This is a genomic window from Corynebacterium breve, from assembly GCF_030252165.1.
GTDB classification, from domain to species: domain Bacteria; phylum Actinomycetota; class Actinomycetes; order Mycobacteriales; family Mycobacteriaceae; genus Corynebacterium; species Corynebacterium breve.
In genome coordinates this window covers 641,878-661,317 of record NZ_CP126969.1, presented here as the reverse complement: position 1 = coordinate 661,317, position 19,440 = coordinate 641,878, and the positions used below count along the sequence as shown (strand labels likewise).

Genomic DNA, 19,440 nt, shown 5'->3' with positions numbered 1-19,440 from the left:
TTCCTCACACCCTATAAACGCGGGCGAAGGTTTCGCCCAGCTCGGAGGTAATTTCCTCCACCGAAGTTCCCCGAGATTCTGCAACACACAGGGCGGTATATCCGATGAGAGCAGGTTCGTTACGAGCCCCTCGAAACGGCTCTGGAGTCATATATGGTGCATCTGTTTCGATCAACAGCTGACCCGCCGGAGTAAGGGCAGCAATCTCACGCAATTCGGCATTGCGCTTAAACGTAATATTGCCTGCAAAAGACAGAACGTAGCCACGCTTAATCGCCTCACGCGCTACTTCCTTCGGCGAAGAAAAGCAGTGCAGAATCACTTCCTTCGGCCGTGGTGAGTCTGCCAAGATGCGCATCATCTCTTCATCACCCTCGCGATTGTGAATCATCAGCGTCTTGCCCGAATCCACCGCCAGATCGATGTGCCAACGAAAGGCCTCCTCCTGTATTTCCAGTGGAGCTGTCCCATCAGGATCATGTTGCAACCAGTAGGTATCGATGCCGGTCTCCCCCACCGCAACGCAACGCTCATCCCGCGCCATCTCCTGCAATCGCTGGCGTGTGTCGTCGTCAAGCTCATGGGCTCGCGTTGGGTGGATGGCGCAGGCGGCCCACACTTTCTCATTGAAATGCGCAGCTTGGAGTGCAAGTTCAGCCTCAGCTAGGCCGTCGCCGACGGTGCAGATCCGTTCGACTCCTGCATCTGCTGCTCGCGCGACGATCGCATCGACTTCGTCCTTCGTGCGCGCCCTCGCGCTCGCGAGGTGAGTGTGCGCATCTATCAAGCCTGGAATCGGTTGTGCAGGAACAGGTGTGGGGCGCGGCTTCTTCTTCGACATGGCATCCAGCCTAGACTTCAAGCATGTCCTTTTCGCTTATCGACGATGCCACCCAACTACAAATCACCCGTGATCTCGCCGAAGCCGCTGGCCGTGGAATCAACGGCTCGGTGGACGAAATCGTCACCTCTTTTGAACACGACCTCACACATTTCTTAAGCCTCGATCCGGATCTACAACGCGAATTTCAACGCGGTGAAACAGCGCGAGTCTACGGAACAGCACTGGGAGATGCATTCTGCCGAGAACTCGGATTCTCGTGGCAAATCCTGGAGGATGACTTCGGGACGGACCTGATCGTCGCCAGTGCAGATGGATCGAAATACACTGCCCCATTGGTCGTCGTCGATGCCCGATTTGACGATGAAGAGCCAGGAAAGCTAACCACATTCGTCGAGCGGTTTATCGGATGATTCCGCAGCACCTCGTTGATCTATCGCGCCCACTGGACGCTGACCAGCCCCGGTTTCCTTCCGATCCACCAATTCTGCACACCGTTTACCCTGATGACGGTTTTCTGATCGACCACATCGAATTGGTCGGCCCAACCGGAACCCACGTGGATACCCCGCGACATGTGCATCACACTCTTCCCGGGCTAGAAATAGTTCAGCCACTTTTGGCCCTGTTTGTCATTCGCCCCGGCGACTCGGTTGACCACATTGCCCCGGGGACGTTTGTCGCTTTGCACACTGGCTGTGCGCTCACCGACCCCGCTGCGCCTGGGTGGAGCCTCGAACAACTTCGGGTACTTCACAAGCGGGGCGTTGCCGCCGTCGGACACGACACGATGAATACGGATCCTGCAGAATTTGCATTCGATGGCCACTTCCCCGGCCAGCAATTCTGGCTGCGAAATGGGCATTGGCAAGTGGAATCATTAACAAACCTTGACCGAGTGCCTCGCGAAGGCGCGCACATCTTCGTCGGCGTACCCAAGTTATCTAATGCAGGCTCCTTTCCTGCACGTGTGTATGCCCTCTGGGACGATCAGTAAAGGGCATGCCCGCGCCTACCCTTGCGCTGCGAGCGCAAACGGCAACACCTCCGTAGAGAACCCCTCCGTAGAGAACCGCTGTGCTAAATCGGCGCCTGCGACTGTCACCGACCATCCGGTATCAACTACGTCGGTGACTAGTAAGACTGGACCTTGGCTTATGTTGACACCGCTGAGGTCAAAATGGGAGGCCAATCCGTTGACACGAAATGCCGAGTTGTGTGCGGTGACAGCTGCGCCACGCGTGGTGATAACACCGCCAAACTCCATGTGGCCCACCGATGCGACAGCATGTGCCAGCGCAACTATCAGGTCGTGACGGGCGGGATCGGCATTACCCAACGCTACGACTGTCCGAGGCCTTGTGTCCCAGTCCCAATCCGCCAGGACTGCGACGATGCGACGCAGCCAATCGTCGTTTCGCCAATCAGTGTCAGGCCGCCATGTGGATGACGAGAGCAACTCAGCCAAGGCTGGCCCACGCGCGATATCGTTAAGCCGGCCAAGCGCCCGTCCAGGCAGCACGCCCTTGATCTTGCCCTTGCGTACTGAACCCGTCGGCCACATCTTGCGCTGAGTCAATCGGATGCCAGGTGCACGCAATCGTGAATCGACGCGTTCGGCCATTGCTGGATCGACTGATAAGGACCGGCGCTGACCGGTGCAGTTGTCGCATCTCTGGCAAGTTTCGCCAGGAGCCAAAGTTGGATCATCAAGTTGGGCCCGGAGGAATGTCATCCTACACTTCGCAGTGTCTTGATAATCCACCATCGCCTTCTGCTCGCTGTGTCTCGCTGCGGCAAGACCCGCGTAACGTTCGCGGTCGTAGACCCACGGCGCACCCGTGGACACCCAGCCTCCCCGGACTCGATTCACAGCCCCGTCGACGTCAAGAACTTTGAGCGCCTGGTCTATACGGGAGCGCGAAAGGTCGACGAAGTTCTCCAGTTTCGCTGTACTTAAAGGCTCGTCTGACAAGGCCTTTAGTAACTGGTGGACAGCCTGTTCGTCTGGCATCGAGACGCTGGCAAAGTATTCCCATATTTCCTTGTCCGCGGGACCTGGAAGGAGAATTACTTCAGCATGGTCGGTCCCTCGCCCGGCGCGCCCTACCTGCTGGTAGTAGCTAATCGGCGAACTCGGTGCACCGAGATGCACGACAAAGCCTAGATCCGGCTTATCAAATCCCATTCCTAAGGCGCTTGTAGCAACGAGCGCCTTCAGCTGGTTGCCAATGAGGGCTTGCTCCAGCTCTTCGCGTTCTGTCGCTTCGGTGCGCCCAGTGTAGGCTGCGACATTCCACCCTGCTACTTCAAGAGCGTCGGCGAGATCCTCTGCCGCTGCAACGGTCAGACAATAGATGATGCCTGAGCCTGGAAGTGTACCCAGCGCGGATGCGATCCAAGCTGCCCGGTGCGTCGAGTCCGGCAACGTGATCACTGACAAGGAAAGGGATTCTCGATCGAGTCCTCCGCGCAGCACTCCAGTTGCCGGCCCGAGCTGTGCGACAACATCGGCAACAACTCGGTCATTCGCCGTCGCAGTAGTGGCCAATACGGGGGTGTTGGCGGGGAGATCATCAAGCAAGGTCTTGATCCGGCGGTAGTCAGGGCGGAAGTCATGGCCCCAGTCGGAAATACAGTGCGCTTCATCGACTACCACCATGCCCACGGTGTGCGCCAACTGTGGCAAGACTTGGTCGCGGAAGTCGGGGCTGTTAAGACGCTCCGGGCTAATGAGCAAGCCGTCCACCTCGCCTCGCCCCACTTGGACTTGGATGTCTTCCCACTCCGTCATGTTGGCGGAGTTGATCGTGGCAGCTGTGATCCCCGCCCGAGACGCAGCCTCTACTTGGTTACGCATCAGTGCCAACAGTGGCGATATGATTACCGAGGCTCCTGCACCGCGAGCGCGCAGAAGCTTAGCCGCGATGAAGTACACCGCTGATTTTCCCCAGCCCGTTCGCTGTACGACCAACATGCGTCGTTGACCGTTTACAAGGGAATCGATGGCGGTCCACTGATCGTCGCGAAGTACCGCATGCTCCCCCGCGATAAGTTTGAGAAGTTGATCGGCCTCGTGGCGAGTGGCTGGAGTAGTTACGTTCATGCTTTCACGCTAGCAAGGAGCTTCGACATTAGCGTTGAGCTGCAAGTTCATCGTCGATATAGATGCTGCGCGCGCCACGAATGCCTACCAAACCCATGAGCACCGCGAGCAGGATTAGCACCACCAAGATCGGTGCAAACGACTGCAATTGCTCGTACGCAATCCCCACCAGCAGCGGGCCAAGCGCTGCAATAACGTACCCATAGGGCTGAACAAACCCCGACAGCTTCGCGGTGACCAACGGCGACCTCGTGCGCGAAGGAATCAAGCCGATGGCGAGCGGAAAGCACCAACCTCCAACGCCGAGCACCAGTGACCACGTCAACGGTGCAACAGCCGGCGCCACGAGGAGGGCGAGCCAGCCGAGTGCGGTGAGCCCGCCGAAAGCGATCACCCAGGGGGTCAAAGACTTCACGCGCGCAATCACGGTGGGTAGGAGAAGCCCGCCGACTGCACCCGAGAAACCAATGATCGAAAGCCCGATCGCAGCGACTCCCGGTGCAACACCGGCATCGACAAGAATTTTCGGGAGCCAGCCCATTTCGATATATCCGTTCATCGATTGGAGTCCGAAAAACAACATCAAAGCCACTGCCGTAGGCGAGCGCCACATGCTTCCTGCGAGATCCGCCGTTTGCGCACCCGCACGGGGTACGTCCACTTTGACATAAAACAGAACGATCAACCAGACGAGTACCTGGAGTGCAGCGGGGAATGCCCACAATCCCAAAGCGGAGCGCCACGAATCAGACAACAAGGCAGTTAATGGTCCCACAGCGCCCGAGAGTCCGAGCGCACCTGAATACACCATGGTCAGGGCTAGAATATGCTTGATACCGTGCTGCTTGATCCAGGCTGGCAATAACACGTTAGCCACTGCGATGCCGCCGACCACGCCCACGGTGCACACAAGAAATAGACCTATAGCCTCGCTAAAGGGACGGATTGCCAAGCCCAGCGCTGTGAGGATGGCGCCGCCAAGAATCGTCGGGGTCGTACCCACTCGCCTTGCCAAAGGCACAGCGCATAGGCCCATGATGCAGAAGAACGCACCAGGCATTGCGGTGATGATTCCTGCGACAGATGCCGGCGCGTTGAGATCGACAAGAACTTCGTTGAGAACTGCTCCCACCGAAGAAATTCCAGCGCGGAGGTTGATCGCGGCGGAGAACACCGCCACAAACAACAACAACGCTTGCATTCTACTCCTGTACCGGTGCCCACTCTGGGCCAGTCTGGCCCAATTCCGGCTCTAGCTTAGCGACGAGTGGCTTCGGCTTCGACAGGACCGTTCCCGGAGCCACCTCAACGCGGGCCCACACCGCCTGCTGCTCACGGTAATTTCCGGTGATCACTGGGTAAGACTGGCCCTCTTCCGGCAGGCCCACACCGACGAGTTCAAGCTCAGCGTCGTCCACGACTTCGTCGATACGCGGCGCAGCCGCCCAGACGCCTTCGCGTCCGAGGGTTTCGTGAACCGCCTGCGCAGTATGTGGGAGGAATGGGGTCAGCATGGTGTTGCAGTCCGACACAACTTGTAGTGCAGTCCACAAAACAGTAGCGAGGCGCTCGCGCTGGTCCTCCTCCTTCGCCAACTTCCATGGCTCCTGATCTGCAATGTAGGCGTTTGCTTCGCCAACAACGTGCATGATTTTGCCGACGGCATTCTTAAACTTCGCCGCGGCAAGCTCCTCGCCGGCCTCTGTGAACGTGCGCTCGGCAAGGTCGAGGATCGACTTGTCTGCGTCCTGAAGCTCGCCCGGGGAAGGCACCTCGCCGAAGTTCTTGTGCGCCATGCTGACGGTGCGGTTCACCAAGTTGCCCCAGCCATTTGCAAGCTCGTTGTTGATGCGACGGACAAACTCGTCCCAGGTGAAGTCGGTGTCGTTTGTCTCCGGGCCTGCCACTGCAATGAAGTAGCGCAGTGGGTCGGGCCCGAATTCCTTCAAAAAGTCCTTCACGTAGATTACGACGCCCTTAGATGAGGAGAACTTGGAACCACTCATCGTGAGGAACTCGGACGATACGACCTCGGTAGGCAAGTTCAGCTCGCCGTAGGTGTGAGTCTCCCCTCCCTTTGCACCTTTACCCGCGTAGCCCAGCAGCTCAGCCGGCCAGATCTGGGAATGGAAAGTGATGTTGTCCTTGCCCATAAAGTAGAACGATGTGGACTCGGGGTCCTGCCACCAGGTCTTCCAGGCTTCAGGGTTGCCGGAGCGTGCCGCCCACTCAATCGAGGCAGACAAGTATCCGACCACGGCATCGAACCACACGTAGAGTTTCTTGCTGGCGTTGTCTTCCCATCCCTCGACAGGGATCGGAATACCCCAATCGATATCGCGAGTCATTGCGCGTGGACGCATGTCTTCGAGCAGGTTCAGCGAGAACTTCAAGACGTTCGGGCGCCAGTCTTCGCGGCCTTCGAGCCACTCCTTTAGCGCATCGTGAAGTGCTGGAAGATCGAGCATAAAGTGCTCGGTCTCGATGAACTCCGGCGTTTCACCGTTAATCTTCGATCGTGGTTCGATCAGTTCAAATGGATCAAGCTGGTTGCCGCAGTTGTCACACTGATCGCCTCGTGCGTCCTTCGCGCCACAAATCGGACAGGTTCCTTCGATATAGCGGTCCGGCAAGGTACGGCCTGTGGAAGGAGAAATCGCACCGTGAGTGGTCTCTTTAATCATGTAGCCATTGGCGTACAGGCCCTTGAACAGCTCCTGCACAACTGCGTAGTGGTTACGGGTTGTGGTGCGAGTGAACAGATCGTAGGACAGGCCTAGGCCTGCGAGGTCTTCAACAATCTGACGGTTGTAGCGATCCGCCAGTTCCTTGACGGTGACTCCTTCTTTGTCGGCCTGCACCAGCAGAGGTGTTCCGTGCTCGTCGGTGCCGGAGACCATCAGCACATTGTTTCCCACCATTCGCTGGTAACGAGCAAAAACGTCCGACGGAACGCCGAACCCTGCAACGTGGCCAATGTGGCGTGGGCCGTTGGCGTACGGCCAAGCGACGCACACCAGAATATTCTGCGCGGTGGAATTAGTCATGAGTCCTAGCATAAGTTATGGCTCCACATCTGGTTGACGTGGAGCCGGGTTAGAACATCGAAAAGCTAGTACAGGCTTTTACTTATTGCTTTTCGACGACAGCAGCTTGCGTCGACGAGCCTTTTGCTCTTCCGCATAAGCGGCCTCGCGGTGGAGACGACGTTCGATGGCGAGCTGGCGACTGAAACGTTCCTGCTCGCGTTGATCCAGGTAAATCACGTCGTTGCGCAAATCCTTGAGGATGGCGAACATCAGCAGGATCAGGATCAATAGAAATGGGGTCGCTGCGACAATGGTGACGGATTGCAGGGAGTTCAGTGCCTCGTCGCCGCCCGAAATCAGCAGCGTCAGGCCGACCGTGGCAGTACCGATTCCCCAGAGGGCTGAAAGCCACGGCTTTGCATCGGATTTGCCGTTCTGGCTCATGGAGCCCATAACAGTCGATGCGGAGTCCGCAGAGGTGATGAAGAAGGTTCCAAGCAGAATTACTGCGAAAATGCCCATGATCTGGCCGCCTGGAAGATTGTGTAGCAGGTTGAACAGCTGCTGTTCCGAGTTTCCGTCAGCATAAATCGACTGGCCGTTTTGTTCCATGAAGATGGCGGTGCCACCAAAGATGACGAACCACACAGTGGACACTCCCGTCGGAACTAGGAGCACACCGAGCAAGAACTCGCGGATCGAGCGACCTCGGGAAATACGAGCCAAGAACATCCCCACGAATGGAGACCAAGAAATCCACCAGGCCCAGTAGAAGATGGTCCAGCCTCCGAGGAACTCACCAGCGGTACCGTCTGCGGACGCCGCGGTGCGCGATGCCATCTCAAAGAACTGCGCCAAGTAGGCACCGATCGAGGTAGGCAGCAGGTTGAGCAGGTTGACGGTGGGACCAACAATAAATACGAAGATCGCGAGAACTGCTGCGATCACCATGTTGAAGTTGGAGATGTACTGAATACCTTTACCCACGCCGGACATCGCGGACAGCAGGAATGCCAGAGTCAATACAGCGACAATTCCTAGAGTGAGCTGCTTCGAGGGCGAATCCACAAAACCGGAAGCTTGCAGGCCTGAAGAAATCTGCAGAGCGCCGAGACCCAAAGAACATGCGGTGCCAAAAATAGTCGCGAAAATTGCAAGACCGTCAATGATTTTGCCCAACCAACCGTTAGCTCGCTTTTGACCGATAAGGGGGACGAATGCACTAGACAAAAGCTGTTTGCGGCCTACGCGGAAAGTCGAATAGGCAATAGCTAGGCCAATGATTGCGTAGACAGCCCAAGGGTGCAAAGTCCAGTGGAACATAGTCTGGGCCATAGCGGTGCCCACTTCGTGCGGCTCGTGCGCAGGTACGCCGTCGAGGTAGAAGGCTAACGGCTCTGAAGCACCGTAGAACATTAGGCCAATGCCCATGCCTGCCGCGAACATCATGGCAATCCATGACACAGTACGGAACTCGGGTTGCTCGTCCACCGCACCAAGGCGAATTGAACCGAACCTTGATAGCGCCACGACGAGGGCAAACACGACGAATATCGTTCCGAAAAGGACAAACGCCCAACCCAGGTTTTCGATGACCCAGCCGAACGCGGTATTCGCGAACGCGCTGAAACTCTCAGCGCCCGCGAGGCCCCAGGTAACCATCCCGATGACGATCGCTACCAGCGGGATGACGATGGACCAGTCAATCTTTGCGTTCTCGTCGTCGGCAAGCAGTTCAATGGGAGCTTCAACTGCGGTGCTGCCAGCATCCAACTGCGCGTCCGCCTCAATCATCGCGGCTAGCTGGCTGGTCGCCGAAGCTTCCTCGAGCTGATCTTTAATCGTGTGGTAGTCCCCGACTTCTGAAGTAACGGGAGACTCTTCATTGCTATTTTCTAGCGGGTCTTTGTACTCCATAACCTACAGCGTGGTGGAAATCCGGAGCCGATTCAAAGCCAACACACAGTTTCATACGATCTTTGACCTCGCAAAACCTGCTCCGTTACCCATTTGTTACCCGTATAGACTGCAGTACAAACGACTGATCGCGGCTCGGATATAACGGTTCGATAACTACTAACTAATTCAGTGACTTTTCATCGTTTCTAGCGGACAATGCTTCGTAGTAAAGCTCACTAACCTTCAGACCATGTTCTCTGGCGACTTGCTTCGCCGCGTCTTTCAAGCGCATGCCCTCAGATTCGAGCGCCAAGACGATCCCTGCTAAATCTCTGGTGTCCAACTCCGGACCGGTTCCCCCTTCGATGACGCACGTGATTTCGCCTTTAACTCCTTCGCCTGCCCACCGCGCAAGCTCAGCGAGCGTGCCGCGCTTCACCTCTTCATAGGTTTTGGTCAATTCGCGGCACACCGCCGCGCGTCGCTCCCCGCTTAAAACTTCTGCGGCATGCTCCAACGTCTGAGTGATGCGGTGCGGTGACTCGAAGAAACACACGGCACGTTTCTCTGCGACCAGCGATTCGAGCCATGTCTGCCGAGCGCCAAACTTACGAGGCGCAAAGCCGTCAAAGATGAAATGCCCTACATTGAGTCCGGAAAGCGCCAGTGCAGTAGGAACCGCGGAAGGCCCTGGGAAACAGGTGACTGGCACGCCAGCGTCATGCGCCGCCGAAACAAGCGAGTGCCCAGGGTCCGACACCAGCGGCATACCTGCATCGGAAACCACCATGACGAGGCCATGACGGGCTGACTCAATCAGGTCAGCCACGCGACGATCTTCATTGTGATCAAAGTTGGACACAACCCGACCCCGAATTTCGACCCCCAACGCAGCAGCGAGCGCACGGACCCGGCGGGTATCCTCCGCGGCGACAACATCGGCTTTTTCTAACCCTGCTATAAGGCGGAAGGAGGCGTCCGCCACGTTGCCCAGGGGTGTTGCGGCAATGACAACGCCATGCGAAGGTAGGTTTAAAGTCTCGCTATCCATGCTCACCAGCTTCCCACACGTAGCGCCGTATTATCATGTTGCACCTAGTTGTCGGGGAACATACTAGTATTTGACGGGTGAGTACCACTGCCCAAAAGTCGCTACCTGAAAAGGTGCTTAGCGACGACCTCCTAGCCAGACCCGCTCCCGCAGCCCCGATTACGGTGCCGTGGGGAAAATCTGACACGATCGCCACCGTCGCCATTACGGTCATCGCGTTGCTGACGCGCTTTGTCGGCCTGACGTCACCAACCGCAAACGGCACACCGGTGTTCGACGAGAAGCACTATGCGCCCCAAGCATGGGACATGGTGCGTAGCTCCTTTAACCCCATTCTCGGAGGCATCGAGTCCAACCCGGGCTACGGCCTAGTGGTTCACCCACCGCTAGGTAAGCAGCTCCTAGCGATGGGCGAATCAGTTTTCGGGTACACCCCGCTGGGCTGGCGTATCATGACCGCACTCTTTGGTACAGCAGTAATCGTCTTCACGATGCTGCTCGCTCGTCGTATTACCCAGTCGTGGCAGGTAGGAATGTTCGCGGGCATAATCGCCACTTTTGATGGAGTCCTCTTGGTCTCTGCCAAATTTGGCATGTTGGACATCTTCCAGGTGCTTTTCATCGTCGCTGCTTCGTGGACGCTGGCCGGCGACATGCGCCAAGTACACGCTCGCTTTCATGAGGCTTATACCGACGGACGATTCCTTGCTGCTGGCCCGTGGGGGCCACGTGTTGGGTTCCGCTGGTGGCGCTTTGCCACTGGTGTCTTGCTTGGTTTGGCCCTTGGAGTGAAATGGTCAGGTCTGTATTACATCGCCTTCTTCGGCCTACTCAGTGTGTTCTGGGACCTTTTCCTGCGCCGCCGCTACCGTGCCAGCAAGCCCGTCGTCGGTACCCTGATTCGTGACGTCCCAGCCGCACTCGCCTCCATCGTCTTGGTCCCTGCCCTGTTGTATATGTGGGCATGGCGTGCGTGGTTCGCCTCGGAATCGTCGGTCTACCGTCATTCCGCCACCGACGGAACCATCGAAGAAGACAGCTTTCTCCATATGCTTCCCGATGCTTGGGCGGGCTGGTTCCACTACCACTTCTCGGTGCTCGAGTTTCACTCTGAGCTCACTTCCTCAGGTGGCCACTCACACCCTTGGGATTCCAAGCCGTGGTCCTGGCTTGTAGCCGCGCGCCCCATCCTCTATTTCTCCTCCACCGACCTTGAGTGTGGCGAAAACACCTGCCGCCGCATGATCTTCCTGTTCGGCACACCAGCCATTTGGTGGCTGACGATCCCGATTCTCCTGTGGGCGGTATGGGTTTGGATAGTTCGTCGAGAGTTCCGCGTGGTCCTCCCGCTGGTCGCCTTCACTGCAGGTTTTGTCCCTTGGCTGGCAGCGTTCGACCGTCAGATGTATTTTTTCTATGCCACCGCGTTGGTGCCTTTTACCATCGTCTTGATTGCTATGGCGTTGGGCTACCTCACCGCACGAGGGCCGGTAGTAAAAAACTCCCTGATACGGACCATTGCTGGGTTCGAGATCCGCTGGGGGCAAGTCGCCGTCATCGCTTATCTGGCCGTGGTGGTTGCGATGTTTGTGTACTTCTCCCCGATCTTCTATGGATTCAAAATTCCTGATGCGTGGTACGAAGACATGATGTGGCTGCCTAGTTGGAAGTAACTTTTCAGTCGCTGAATCTAGGGCAAAGGAAAAGAGCGTGCGGTTCAATCGCACGCTCTTTTCCTTGATGTAGCTCGCTGGCTACCAAGTTACTGCGCGCGACCAGAACAGCTCGTATGCCGCATCCTCGAACGCTCCTTTGAGCTTGCCCGTCGCCCACACAACCAATGCGATATCGACAATGACGATGAGGCACATAGCCACGGCTGGGCTAAACGCTGGGATCGCAACAAAGGTTGTAATCAGGTGGATCGCGGAAAACATCGCGGGTTGAGATTCTCCCTTGAGCTGATTTACTTGGTAAACCTGCAGCGTCAGAGCGAGCAACCAAACAGGAGCAATAACAAACGCAAGGGTCAGCAGGGTTGGTGGATAGCCCAAGGCAGGGAAGGTCAAAATGAGACCGAATCCGGACAGCCCGGCGATGGAGAGGGTGCGCATCAAAGCGCGGTCAACGTCTCGGAAGAAGTCCATCGTGTGATCTTCAAAACGCTGATACGGCAGCTTTTCGACGAGCCCGTACATGCTGTCGATGCAGCGGCGGAAGACAACGTATTGCGACGCAAAGTACGCGGACTGTGCGATTACTACGGGAATGAGCGCCACGTAGATCGCGACGACGTCAATCTGGTCACGGAAGAAAAATATCAACAAGAACTTATCCGCCCAAAGGATGCCACCATAAAGCAGGCCGTATCCCATCTGGCGAAGAGCCATCTTTTGGTTGATTTCCATGGGCTGTAGGAGCCCGGAAAGACCACTTCGAGATTGCACGAGTCCAGGAATACAACCCAGCAACGGGGCAAGCACCCAAAGCTCTGGCACGAAGAGCATCCAGCTGGCGTAAAGTACCCAGCCCAAAAACACCTCCGTGTATTTGTGTGTTTCCTGCGGCGGGACGGTAAATAAAGCGAAAAGAATGTTGGCGATTAGTCCAACGACGTAGATTCCCAACTGACCCGGGGTGAAATCTGCAGCGGCCAAAACGAAAAGCGTGAAACCGCCTACTGCCAGCATTGCCCACATAGCTACCGAGGGGAATACTCGGTAGAAATCTCGGTAAAAGGCATGCACATCAGAGCGATCAGTGCTAGTCAGAGGCGCATAGATCGGTAGCGTGGCCGCAGATGTAATCCACGGGACGGTAACTGCGACAGCCAATACGAGGTTTTGATGTCCTGCCACAATCAACTCATCCATTATCAATGGGAACGTGGTCATCAGCAGGGCTGTTGGCGAAATCGTGGCCATCAACTGCATGATCGAACTGGAGTCTCGCCCCCATCTGAGCACGCTGTAAATGGCGGCAATGATACCCAAGCCGAGGACGATGACACCCGTGACCGCTGTCAGAATTGTGTCAATATCGGTGGAAGTCAAGACCCAAGCCGCGATAATCAGGGCGGTAAAGAAGACCATCGCTAGGTTGGCCGGGATGTAGAGCTGCCCCGCCGAGGTCCAAGAGGGACGAAATGAGATACTCATGTCGGTCGCGCTCCTCCTCACTGCACCGGGTCATTGCCAGCATCTGTCTGGCGAACATCATTTTATCGGCATCTTCAGCACTACGACAGTTAACACCACGGGCGTAGTGATACTCAATGCTTCTTGGCCCACTCTAAAATGAGCATACCTGAGCGGTTACTGAAAATGAACAATACGGAAACATAGGTCAGGGCGCACGCCGCCGATTCGCCTTGGCCACTCGCGATATTCCGGCTCAAGCGTACAGCGTTTTTATTCACATGGAAAGTTGGACACCACTAAGAAAAGGTGTCCGACGGCACCGCATTCAGCGTGCGCCATGCCCGTCGAAGCTCCGGTCCCCGCTCGGAAAGCCACGTCCACCCCAGGGCAAGGCAACTGACGAACAGGACCAGTAAATCGGTGAAGTGCTCCGAACTCCCCGCAAGAACCCAATCACGCATCGTAAAACCGATGGTGAAGGCGAACATCGTGCCGACAACTAAGAAAAGGGGCGGAATATGCGACGGCCTCCACGCGCAGTAACCGAACGCCATCGCCGCGCCAAGTTTGAAGGCAGCTGCTTGGACGATTAACGCGGCGAGTTGAGGTTGGGCATCAACCGCGAGTATTTCTCCATCCGCACTCGTGAGCATCAAAGCACCGGATTCGTTAATCAGCATAACTGCCTGGAAGATAAAAAGAATAGACAAGAAACCCAGCGCGATGCGTCCAACGGACACGCCAATGATGCGACGGCGCGCCTGCTTGCGCCACTCCGGTTCCACACCTGCCAAGATTGCTTCGCTGAGATCAGCCGGTGGCGCCATTCCACCGTCGACTTCCGCGTAGATCAGAGAATGTGAAAGTGATGTCATCTTGTCCCAATACGCCCTGCACTCGTCACAGTGAGCCAAGTGTGCGTCCACGGCGTCGTCGTCAACGCCCGTTGGTTCGCCGTCAATACGCGCCGACAGGGCTTGCTGGACGTCTTTATGGTTAAGCACGGTTGAGCACCTCATCTAGGCTTGCCCGACCCGCGCCAAAAACTACGATCATCAGCAAGGAGACAAACAGCACCAAGGGGTACTCAATTCCGCCATCGGCAACGAAAAATCCGTTGCCAAGGTGCACAAAGTAGGTTGCAAGCGCGATCAACAACGCCAGTGCGCTGGCGACTAGTGTTGTCAGCAGGCCGATGACCAACAAGGCACCGGCGATCAATTCTGTGCCTGAGGCAAGATAGGCCGACAGTTTGGGCTGCGGAATCCCCCATCGAGCAAATTCGCCTGCCGTGGCACCTATCCCCGTGACAAACCAATGGGTATATCCGCGGGCGACAAACACCACTCCCAGCACAATTCGCACAATGAGGAGTGTTAAATCACGAACCACGGGCCTGTTCATGGTTGTTAGACTACCCTCTCCACTACGAGCATTTCCTTAGGAGGACCCGCAATGTCATCACGCGTCTACTCATCCCCGATCGGATGGTTACTCCTTTCGAGCAATGCCGAGTCTCTGACTCAGGTGGATTTCATCCCAGCTCCCCCGGAAGTGTCAGATGACCACTGCCCGATCCTTGACCAAGCCAGCGCCTGGCTTGACCACTACTTCGCTGGCCACGCTGTCGCCTTCGATGTGCCGCTTTCGCTAGACAACGACACTTTTAGCGAACGCGCTCAACACGCACTAGCGCTCATCCCGGCCGGCCAGACGCGATCCTATACCTGGCTTGCGGATCAGGCTGGATCGCCGGGCGCGGTTCGCGCAGCTGGCACTGCATGCGCAAGAAACCCCCTGCCTATCTTCCTCCCGTGCCACCGCATCGTGCGCTCCGACGGAGTTATTGGGAATTATCGCGGTGGCACCGAAGCAAAGAAGTGGCTCCTCGACCATGAACGGAACCTTTCGGACGCGCGCGCAGTCTAATAGAGCATGAAACCACACAATCCAGACCTTGTTATCGGTGACGATGGACTCGCCCGTCCGATTTGGGCCGTCAATGATCCACAACTGCGCAACTATTACGACACAGAATGGGGCCTGCCCGTCTGTGACGAACAGGGAGTTTTTGAACGCCTTTGTCTCGAAGGATTCCAAGCCGGTCTATCGTGGCGACTCATTTTGCAAAAGCGCGATAACTTCCGCGCAGCTTATTACAATTTTGACCCCGACCTCGTTGCGCAGATGGAAGGCATCGAGCATTTGCTTAACGACGAACGCCTGATCCGAAATCGCCTCAAACTCCAAGCGGTGCTCAAGAATGCACAGGCAACGATAGCGATGCGAGAACATGGTGGTTTGGCTGAGTTCATTTGGTCTTTCCAGCCAGACGAAACTCCGCTTCCCGAAGTGATGGCGGATGTGCCTACGTCGTCGCCCGAATCTATCGCCATGGCAAAGGAATTGAAAAAGCGGGGGTTCTCGTTTGTCGGGTCCACCATTTGCTTCGCTCTGATGGAGGCGATCGGAATCGTCGACACGCATCTTGTCGGCTCGTGGCGACGAGGCTCCTCTGGAGTCTGGCCTTGCTAGTCGTCGTCCTCTGCGGCTTCAAGGGCTTCTTCGATTGACTCCGGCTCCAAGCGAGCTTGTTCCCACACTTCCTTTGCCGCAGTGAAGTTAATCGCTGCAATCAAGAGACCGACGAGGATGTCGAACCAAGCGGAAGGAACAAACATCGATGCAACGCCTGCGCCAATGATGAGAATGTTGCTGATGACATCATTGCGTGCCGCCAGCCAAGCGGCGGAGGTCAACGATGTTCCCATGTGGCGAAGCTGCGACAGTAAAGCCGCGCAAACAACGTTGACGATCAGTGCGCCGACGGCCGTTGCTGTCAGCGTAAGTGGTTCCGGCACCGACGGGTTAAACATCTTATAGATCGCGGTCGCAAGAGCTGCGATCGCTGGAACCATGATGACAACGGACAAAAAGGCGCCGACTCGCCGACGACGCGTGACTGTCCACGTCATGGCGAAAAATACCAAAAAGTTGACTGCGGTGTCTTCGAGAAAATCGACGGAGTCTGCAAACAGACTGACCGAACCAATACCCACTGCGACGCCAAACTCGACGAAGAAGTAGGCCAGGTTCAGCAGGGCGACGATCAGAACTACCCTGCGAATCTTGTGTGTCTTATCCAACGCGACGACCACTTGTTGGTGGGACAAAATCGTCTTCGGATTCGAATTCCGCGTAGGTCACGCCGAGGTGATCAAAGTCTGGCGATTCGTCGTCCATCTCCACGATGACAGCTCCCGGACGACGCAACTCGCGTGGCACCGGTGCCTGTGCATCAGCGCTGCGCACGCCCAAACGTGCGCGTCGCAGTTGACGGATGCGTCGTGCGCGCAACGCTTGTTCCTGCCGAACCAAGTTACGCAGCGCGACGAGGTACCAACCAATGAGGCCAATGGCGACAACCGTTGCCGTCCAAGCCCAGCCACCCACGATGATGCCGACGATCACTGAGACAACAAGGAAGGCCACCAGACCGATGAACGTGCGCTGGCGACGCTGATAGCGTGTCAGCTGATTCGACTGGTCAGCGATCGGGTCCCAGCCTCCACGACCACGGCGTGATTCTGCAAAAGCGATTTCTTCTTCGGTAAGTTCATCAGAAGCAGTAGATCCTGCCTCTTTGTCTTCCTCAGTGTCTTCGGTCTCTTCTTCGATCGACAATTGGGCTATTGAGGTCGATGTGCCGTAGCCCAAATCTTCAGGGGCAAGGTAGGACTCATCGAAGTTGTAGCTTTCCTCGGCGGTGAAGCCCTCGTCGAGATCCTCGTCGTCTTCAGGCTCGTCGGTTTCTGCAGCTTCTTCAGTTTCTTGAGCTTGCGGCTCCGGCTCGATGACCTCACCATCGACGGTGTCGATTTGGTCTTGAGGTTCGTCGCCCTGAGACTCATCGTCCTCAATTTCCACCCGGCTGGTGAACAAGCCCCGGGATGAACGTGGCTCGACGTCATCGATGATTTCGATGGTATCCGCGGTATCCGTAGTGTCGTCGATATCTTCAGCGGCGACTACTTCAAGGTCGTGGGAGTCATCGTCGTAACGGTGCACATCTGCTGCGGTGAGCTTTGGGCGACGACGCGACTGCACAGGCTCGGTTCCGCCTTCGTGCAGCACTCGAGTCTCCTCGTAGGCATCGCCTGCACGTCGGATTGGCTTACTATTCCCGCCCAAAAAGAGCGGGGCGAGCACAAAGATCCACACGACAACGATGAGGAGAATCATCAGTCCGCCGGGCATATCGGTGCCACCTTCCTGATAGAGGCTAGTTACTCAATCAATCAGGGTAATTCGCTGTGGCCAAGTTTGATCCAGCCACGCCGGAAAGCGCGAAGTTGAAACTTTAAAGGCGCAATTATTTCTCCGGCAAGAGTCTTCCGGCACGAATCAGGCGATCCACGGCCGAATCGGGATAGTCGTCAACGTTCTGGGCGACAAAATGGTGATCTTGCCAACGGCCATCAATATGCAGACTCTTACGCAAGAATCCTTCTTCGCGGTATCCCGAAAGTTCGAGCACTCGCCCCGAGGCGGGATTGTGTGGCAGAAATGTTGCGGTGAGCCGATGCAGACCGATGCGTGTGAACGCGTGATCGGTTCCCAGCGAGCACGCTGCCGTGGCTACCCCCTGCCCCATGAAACTCGAGGCAACCCAATAGCCGATCCATGCCTCGCTGATGGAGCCATGCTGAATGTTGCCTACCGTCACTTGGCCGACAAAGTCGCCTTCTAGCTCGATCGCCATCGGCACCACGGTGCCTTGCAGGGCGAGGGTTCGGAGATTCTTAAACGTGCCCTTCCACCCCAAGATGGAATGAGAACTCTCCCAAGTCCCAGACATGGTGGGTTCCACGGGCCGGAGCCACGCTTCGTCGATCAGCCGCAGCTCACGCCACGCGGGGCCATCTGTGGACATGAGGGGACGCAGGCGCATACGTTTCCCGGTAGCAAGAGTGACAAACGAGGTTGACTCGGGCCAGCCGGGATGGCTCGGATCTCGCGGTCCACGTGCGGGCCGTGAAACCTTTTCGGCTCCCCGGCCGAAGTAGTTATACATGGGTGAGCAACCGCTTAAGCCCGTTGCTGCATGAAAAGCACATCGACGACGTCACCAGGACGGACCTCGGTGACATCTTCGGGGATGCGAATCATGGCATTGGCCTCAGCCAAGCCAGCGAGCAAGTGCGCGGGCGCGCCGCCCTTTCCTGAAAGGCCTTCAACAAGATAATCGTGTGTTTCCGCATCGCGCATCAAGCGGGCACGCACGAAACCACGACGCCCTCCGATGGAGTCGATGTGCCCCAAGGCTCGCGCCTGGACTGTGCGTCGCGAAGCAACGCGCTTGCCCAAAGATGTTCGGATAGACGGGCGGATGAGCACTTCGAAAATCACAAGAGAACTCACCGGGTTGGAGGGAAGCAAGAACACCGGTATGCGGTTGTCCCCCAAGAGCCCGAAGCCTTGCACCGACCCCGGGTGCATCGCGACGCGCGTGGTGTCAACCTCACCGAGTTCTTCAAGTACGTCCAGCACCGGCTGAGCACCCGACCCACCGACTGCACCACTAATGATGAGCATTTCGCTGCGTGCCATGTGCGTGGTGATAATTTCGCGAAGTTTGCGCGGTTCAGCATTGGCGATTCCCACACGGTGGACATCTGCTCCGGCTTCGCGGGCGGCGGAGGCTAGGGCGTAGGAATTAATGTCAAAGACTTGGCCTAATCCGGGCGTCCGGTCGATATCGACCAACTCAAGACCATAGGACAAGACGGTGACGCGCGGACGAGGATACACCAAGACTTTGTCTCGACCCGCAGCTGCAAGCAGGCCAATTTGGGCGGGACCAAGGACTGTGTTGGCTGAAACAGCGACATCGCCTGGTTGAATGTCCGCACCCTCTTTGCGGACAAAGTCACCGGAGAACACCGGTTGTAAAGCAGTCATCCGTTTGCGTCCGCGGTCGGACCACTCAAGCGGCAACACCGCATCTGCCAAAGTTGGTATTGGTGCTCCAGTGGACACGCGCACAGCCTGACGAGGCTGCAATCGCATTGGAGTCTGCGACCCAGCGGCAACCTCGCCTACAACGGGGAAAGAACGCTCGCCCGTGGAGGCTTCTTCCCTTTTGCCATGGGAAATTCCCTGTGTGCCGCCGACATCCACGGAACGCACTGCGTATCCATCGACAGCGGCCTGCGCGAATCCGGGGACGGCGCGTGTGGCCTCGACCTCTTCGGCGCACATCAAACCAAGAGCATCAGTAATTCCGATGCGCACCGGCTCAGGGGTTAGAGCTGCATCAACCACCATGGCTAGTTGTTCGTCAACACTGCGCACCGCACATCGTCCTTCCGGTT

General features: G+C 56.8%; 18 protein-coding genes. 5 read left to right on the top strand and 13 right to left on the bottom strand.

Translation table 11 applies throughout. The features are described 5' to 3' along the window. Nucleotides 1-4: 4 nt before the first annotated feature. Nucleotides 5-841 carry a TatD family hydrolase gene (locus QP027_RS03320; protein WP_284825972.1) on the bottom strand — a complete coding sequence of 279 codons (837 nt, stop codon included), beginning with the start codon at nt 839-841 and terminating at the stop codon, nt 5-7. 23 nt (nt 842-864) lie between these two features. Between QP027_RS03320 and QP027_RS03315 the strand changes: the two genes are divergently transcribed. Then, nucleotides 865-1,254 (top strand): DUF3806 domain-containing protein, encoded by a 390-nt coding sequence (locus QP027_RS03315; protein WP_284825970.1) that lies wholly within the window; start codon nt 865-867, stop codon nt 1,252-1,254. Then, complete coding sequence (locus QP027_RS03310; RefSeq protein WP_284825969.1) at nt 1,251-1,838, top strand: cyclase family protein; 588 nt, start codon at nt 1,251-1,253, stop codon at nt 1,836-1,838. Before QP027_RS03315 ends, QP027_RS03310 begins: the two co-directional genes overlap by 4 nt. A gap of 15 nt (nt 1,839-1,853) precedes the next feature. Here the strand turns inward: QP027_RS03310 and QP027_RS03305 are convergent, their stop codons facing one another. The 5 genes from QP027_RS03305 to rsmI form a co-directional block, all read right to left on the bottom strand. Next, nucleotides 1,854-3,947, bottom strand: a complete 2,094-nt coding sequence (locus QP027_RS03305) for a RecQ family ATP-dependent DNA helicase (protein ID WP_284825967.1) — start codon at nt 3,945-3,947, stop codon at nt 1,854-1,856. Nucleotides 3,948-3,975: 28 nt separating this feature from the next. Next, nucleotides 3,976-5,148 carry an MFS transporter gene (locus QP027_RS03300; RefSeq protein WP_284825966.1) on the bottom strand — a complete coding sequence of 391 codons (1,173 nt, stop codon included), beginning with the start codon at nt 5,146-5,148 and terminating at the stop codon, nt 3,976-3,978. Between the two features lies 1 nt (nt 5,149). After that, nucleotides 5,150-7,006, bottom strand: coding sequence for a methionine--tRNA ligase (gene metG, locus QP027_RS03295; protein ID WP_432418604.1), 1,857 nt, complete (start codon nt 7,004-7,006; stop codon nt 5,150-5,152). A 66-nt stretch (nt 7,007-7,072) separates the two neighbouring features. Then, the gene (locus QP027_RS03290; RefSeq protein ID WP_432418603.1) at nt 7,073-8,893 is read right to left on the bottom strand and encodes a BCCT family transporter; all 1,821 of its coding nucleotides are present in this window, start codon (nt 8,891-8,893) and stop codon (nt 7,073-7,075) included. Between the two features lie 163 nt (nt 8,894-9,056). Further along, on the bottom strand, nt 9,057-9,926 hold the full coding sequence (gene rsmI, locus QP027_RS03285; protein ID WP_284825963.1) for a 16S rRNA (cytidine(1402)-2'-O)-methyltransferase: 870 nt from the start codon (nt 9,924-9,926) through the stop codon (nt 9,057-9,059). A 77-nt stretch (nt 9,927-10,003) separates the two neighbouring features. On the opposite strand from rsmI, the gene pmt reads away from it, so the two are divergent. Next, nucleotides 10,004-11,599 (top strand): protein O-mannosyltransferase, encoded by a 1,596-nt coding sequence (pmt, locus tag QP027_RS03280; protein WP_432418602.1) that lies wholly within the window; start codon nt 10,004-10,006, stop codon nt 11,597-11,599. Between the two features lie 81 nt (nt 11,600-11,680). Here pmt and QP027_RS03275 read toward each other — a convergent pair whose 3' ends face one another. The 3 genes from QP027_RS03275 to QP027_RS03265 form a co-directional block, all read right to left on the bottom strand. Further along, the gene (locus QP027_RS03275; protein WP_284825961.1) at nt 11,681-13,084 is read right to left on the bottom strand and encodes a hypothetical protein; all 1,404 of its coding nucleotides are present in this window, start codon (nt 13,082-13,084) and stop codon (nt 11,681-11,683) included. 278 nt (nt 13,085-13,362) lie between these two features. After that, nucleotides 13,363-14,070: a zf-HC2 domain-containing protein gene (locus QP027_RS03270; protein ID WP_284825960.1), complete on the bottom strand. Its 708-nt coding sequence runs from the start codon at nt 14,068-14,070 to the stop codon at nt 13,363-13,365. Next, nucleotides 14,063-14,470 (bottom strand): DoxX family protein, encoded by a 408-nt coding sequence (locus QP027_RS03265; protein ID WP_284825959.1) that lies wholly within the window; start codon nt 14,468-14,470, stop codon nt 14,063-14,065. The genes QP027_RS03270 and QP027_RS03265 overlap by 8 nt, the downstream gene beginning before the upstream one ends. 51 nt (nt 14,471-14,521) lie before the next feature. On the opposite strand from QP027_RS03265, the gene QP027_RS03260 reads away from it, so the two are divergent. Then, nucleotides 14,522-14,995, top strand: a complete 474-nt coding sequence (locus tag QP027_RS03260) for a methylated-DNA--[protein]-cysteine S-methyltransferase (RefSeq protein WP_284825957.1) — start codon at nt 14,522-14,524, stop codon at nt 14,993-14,995. A 6-nt stretch (nt 14,996-15,001) separates the two neighbouring features. Next, on the top strand, nt 15,002-15,601 hold the full coding sequence (locus QP027_RS03255; RefSeq protein WP_284825955.1) for a DNA-3-methyladenine glycosylase I: 600 nt from the start codon (nt 15,002-15,004) through the stop codon (nt 15,599-15,601). Here the strand turns inward: QP027_RS03255 and QP027_RS03250 are convergent. From QP027_RS03250 to glp, 4 genes are all read right to left on the bottom strand, one after another. Further along, nucleotides 15,598-16,212 (bottom strand): cation efflux transmembrane domain-containing protein, encoded by a 615-nt coding sequence (locus QP027_RS03250; protein ID WP_284825954.1) that lies wholly within the window; start codon nt 16,210-16,212, stop codon nt 15,598-15,600. The two genes, QP027_RS03255 and QP027_RS03250, sit on opposite strands and share 4 nt — an antisense overlap. Beyond that, complete coding sequence (gene sepX, locus QP027_RS03245) at nt 16,205-17,323, bottom strand: divisome protein SepX/GlpR (protein ID WP_284825952.1); 1,119 nt, start codon at nt 17,321-17,323, stop codon at nt 16,205-16,207. Before sepX ends, QP027_RS03250 begins: the two co-directional genes overlap by 8 nt. Nucleotides 17,324-17,438: 115 nt before the next feature. Then, nucleotides 17,439-18,140 (bottom strand): GNAT family N-acetyltransferase, encoded by a 702-nt coding sequence (locus QP027_RS03240; protein WP_284825951.1) that lies wholly within the window; start codon nt 18,138-18,140, stop codon nt 17,439-17,441. Between the two features lie 14 nt (nt 18,141-18,154). Further along, nucleotides 18,155-19,420, bottom strand: coding sequence for a molybdotransferase-like divisome protein Glp (gene glp, locus QP027_RS03235; protein ID WP_284825949.1), 1,266 nt, complete (start codon nt 19,418-19,420; stop codon nt 18,155-18,157). Nucleotides 19,421-19,440: the final 20 nt, after the last annotated feature.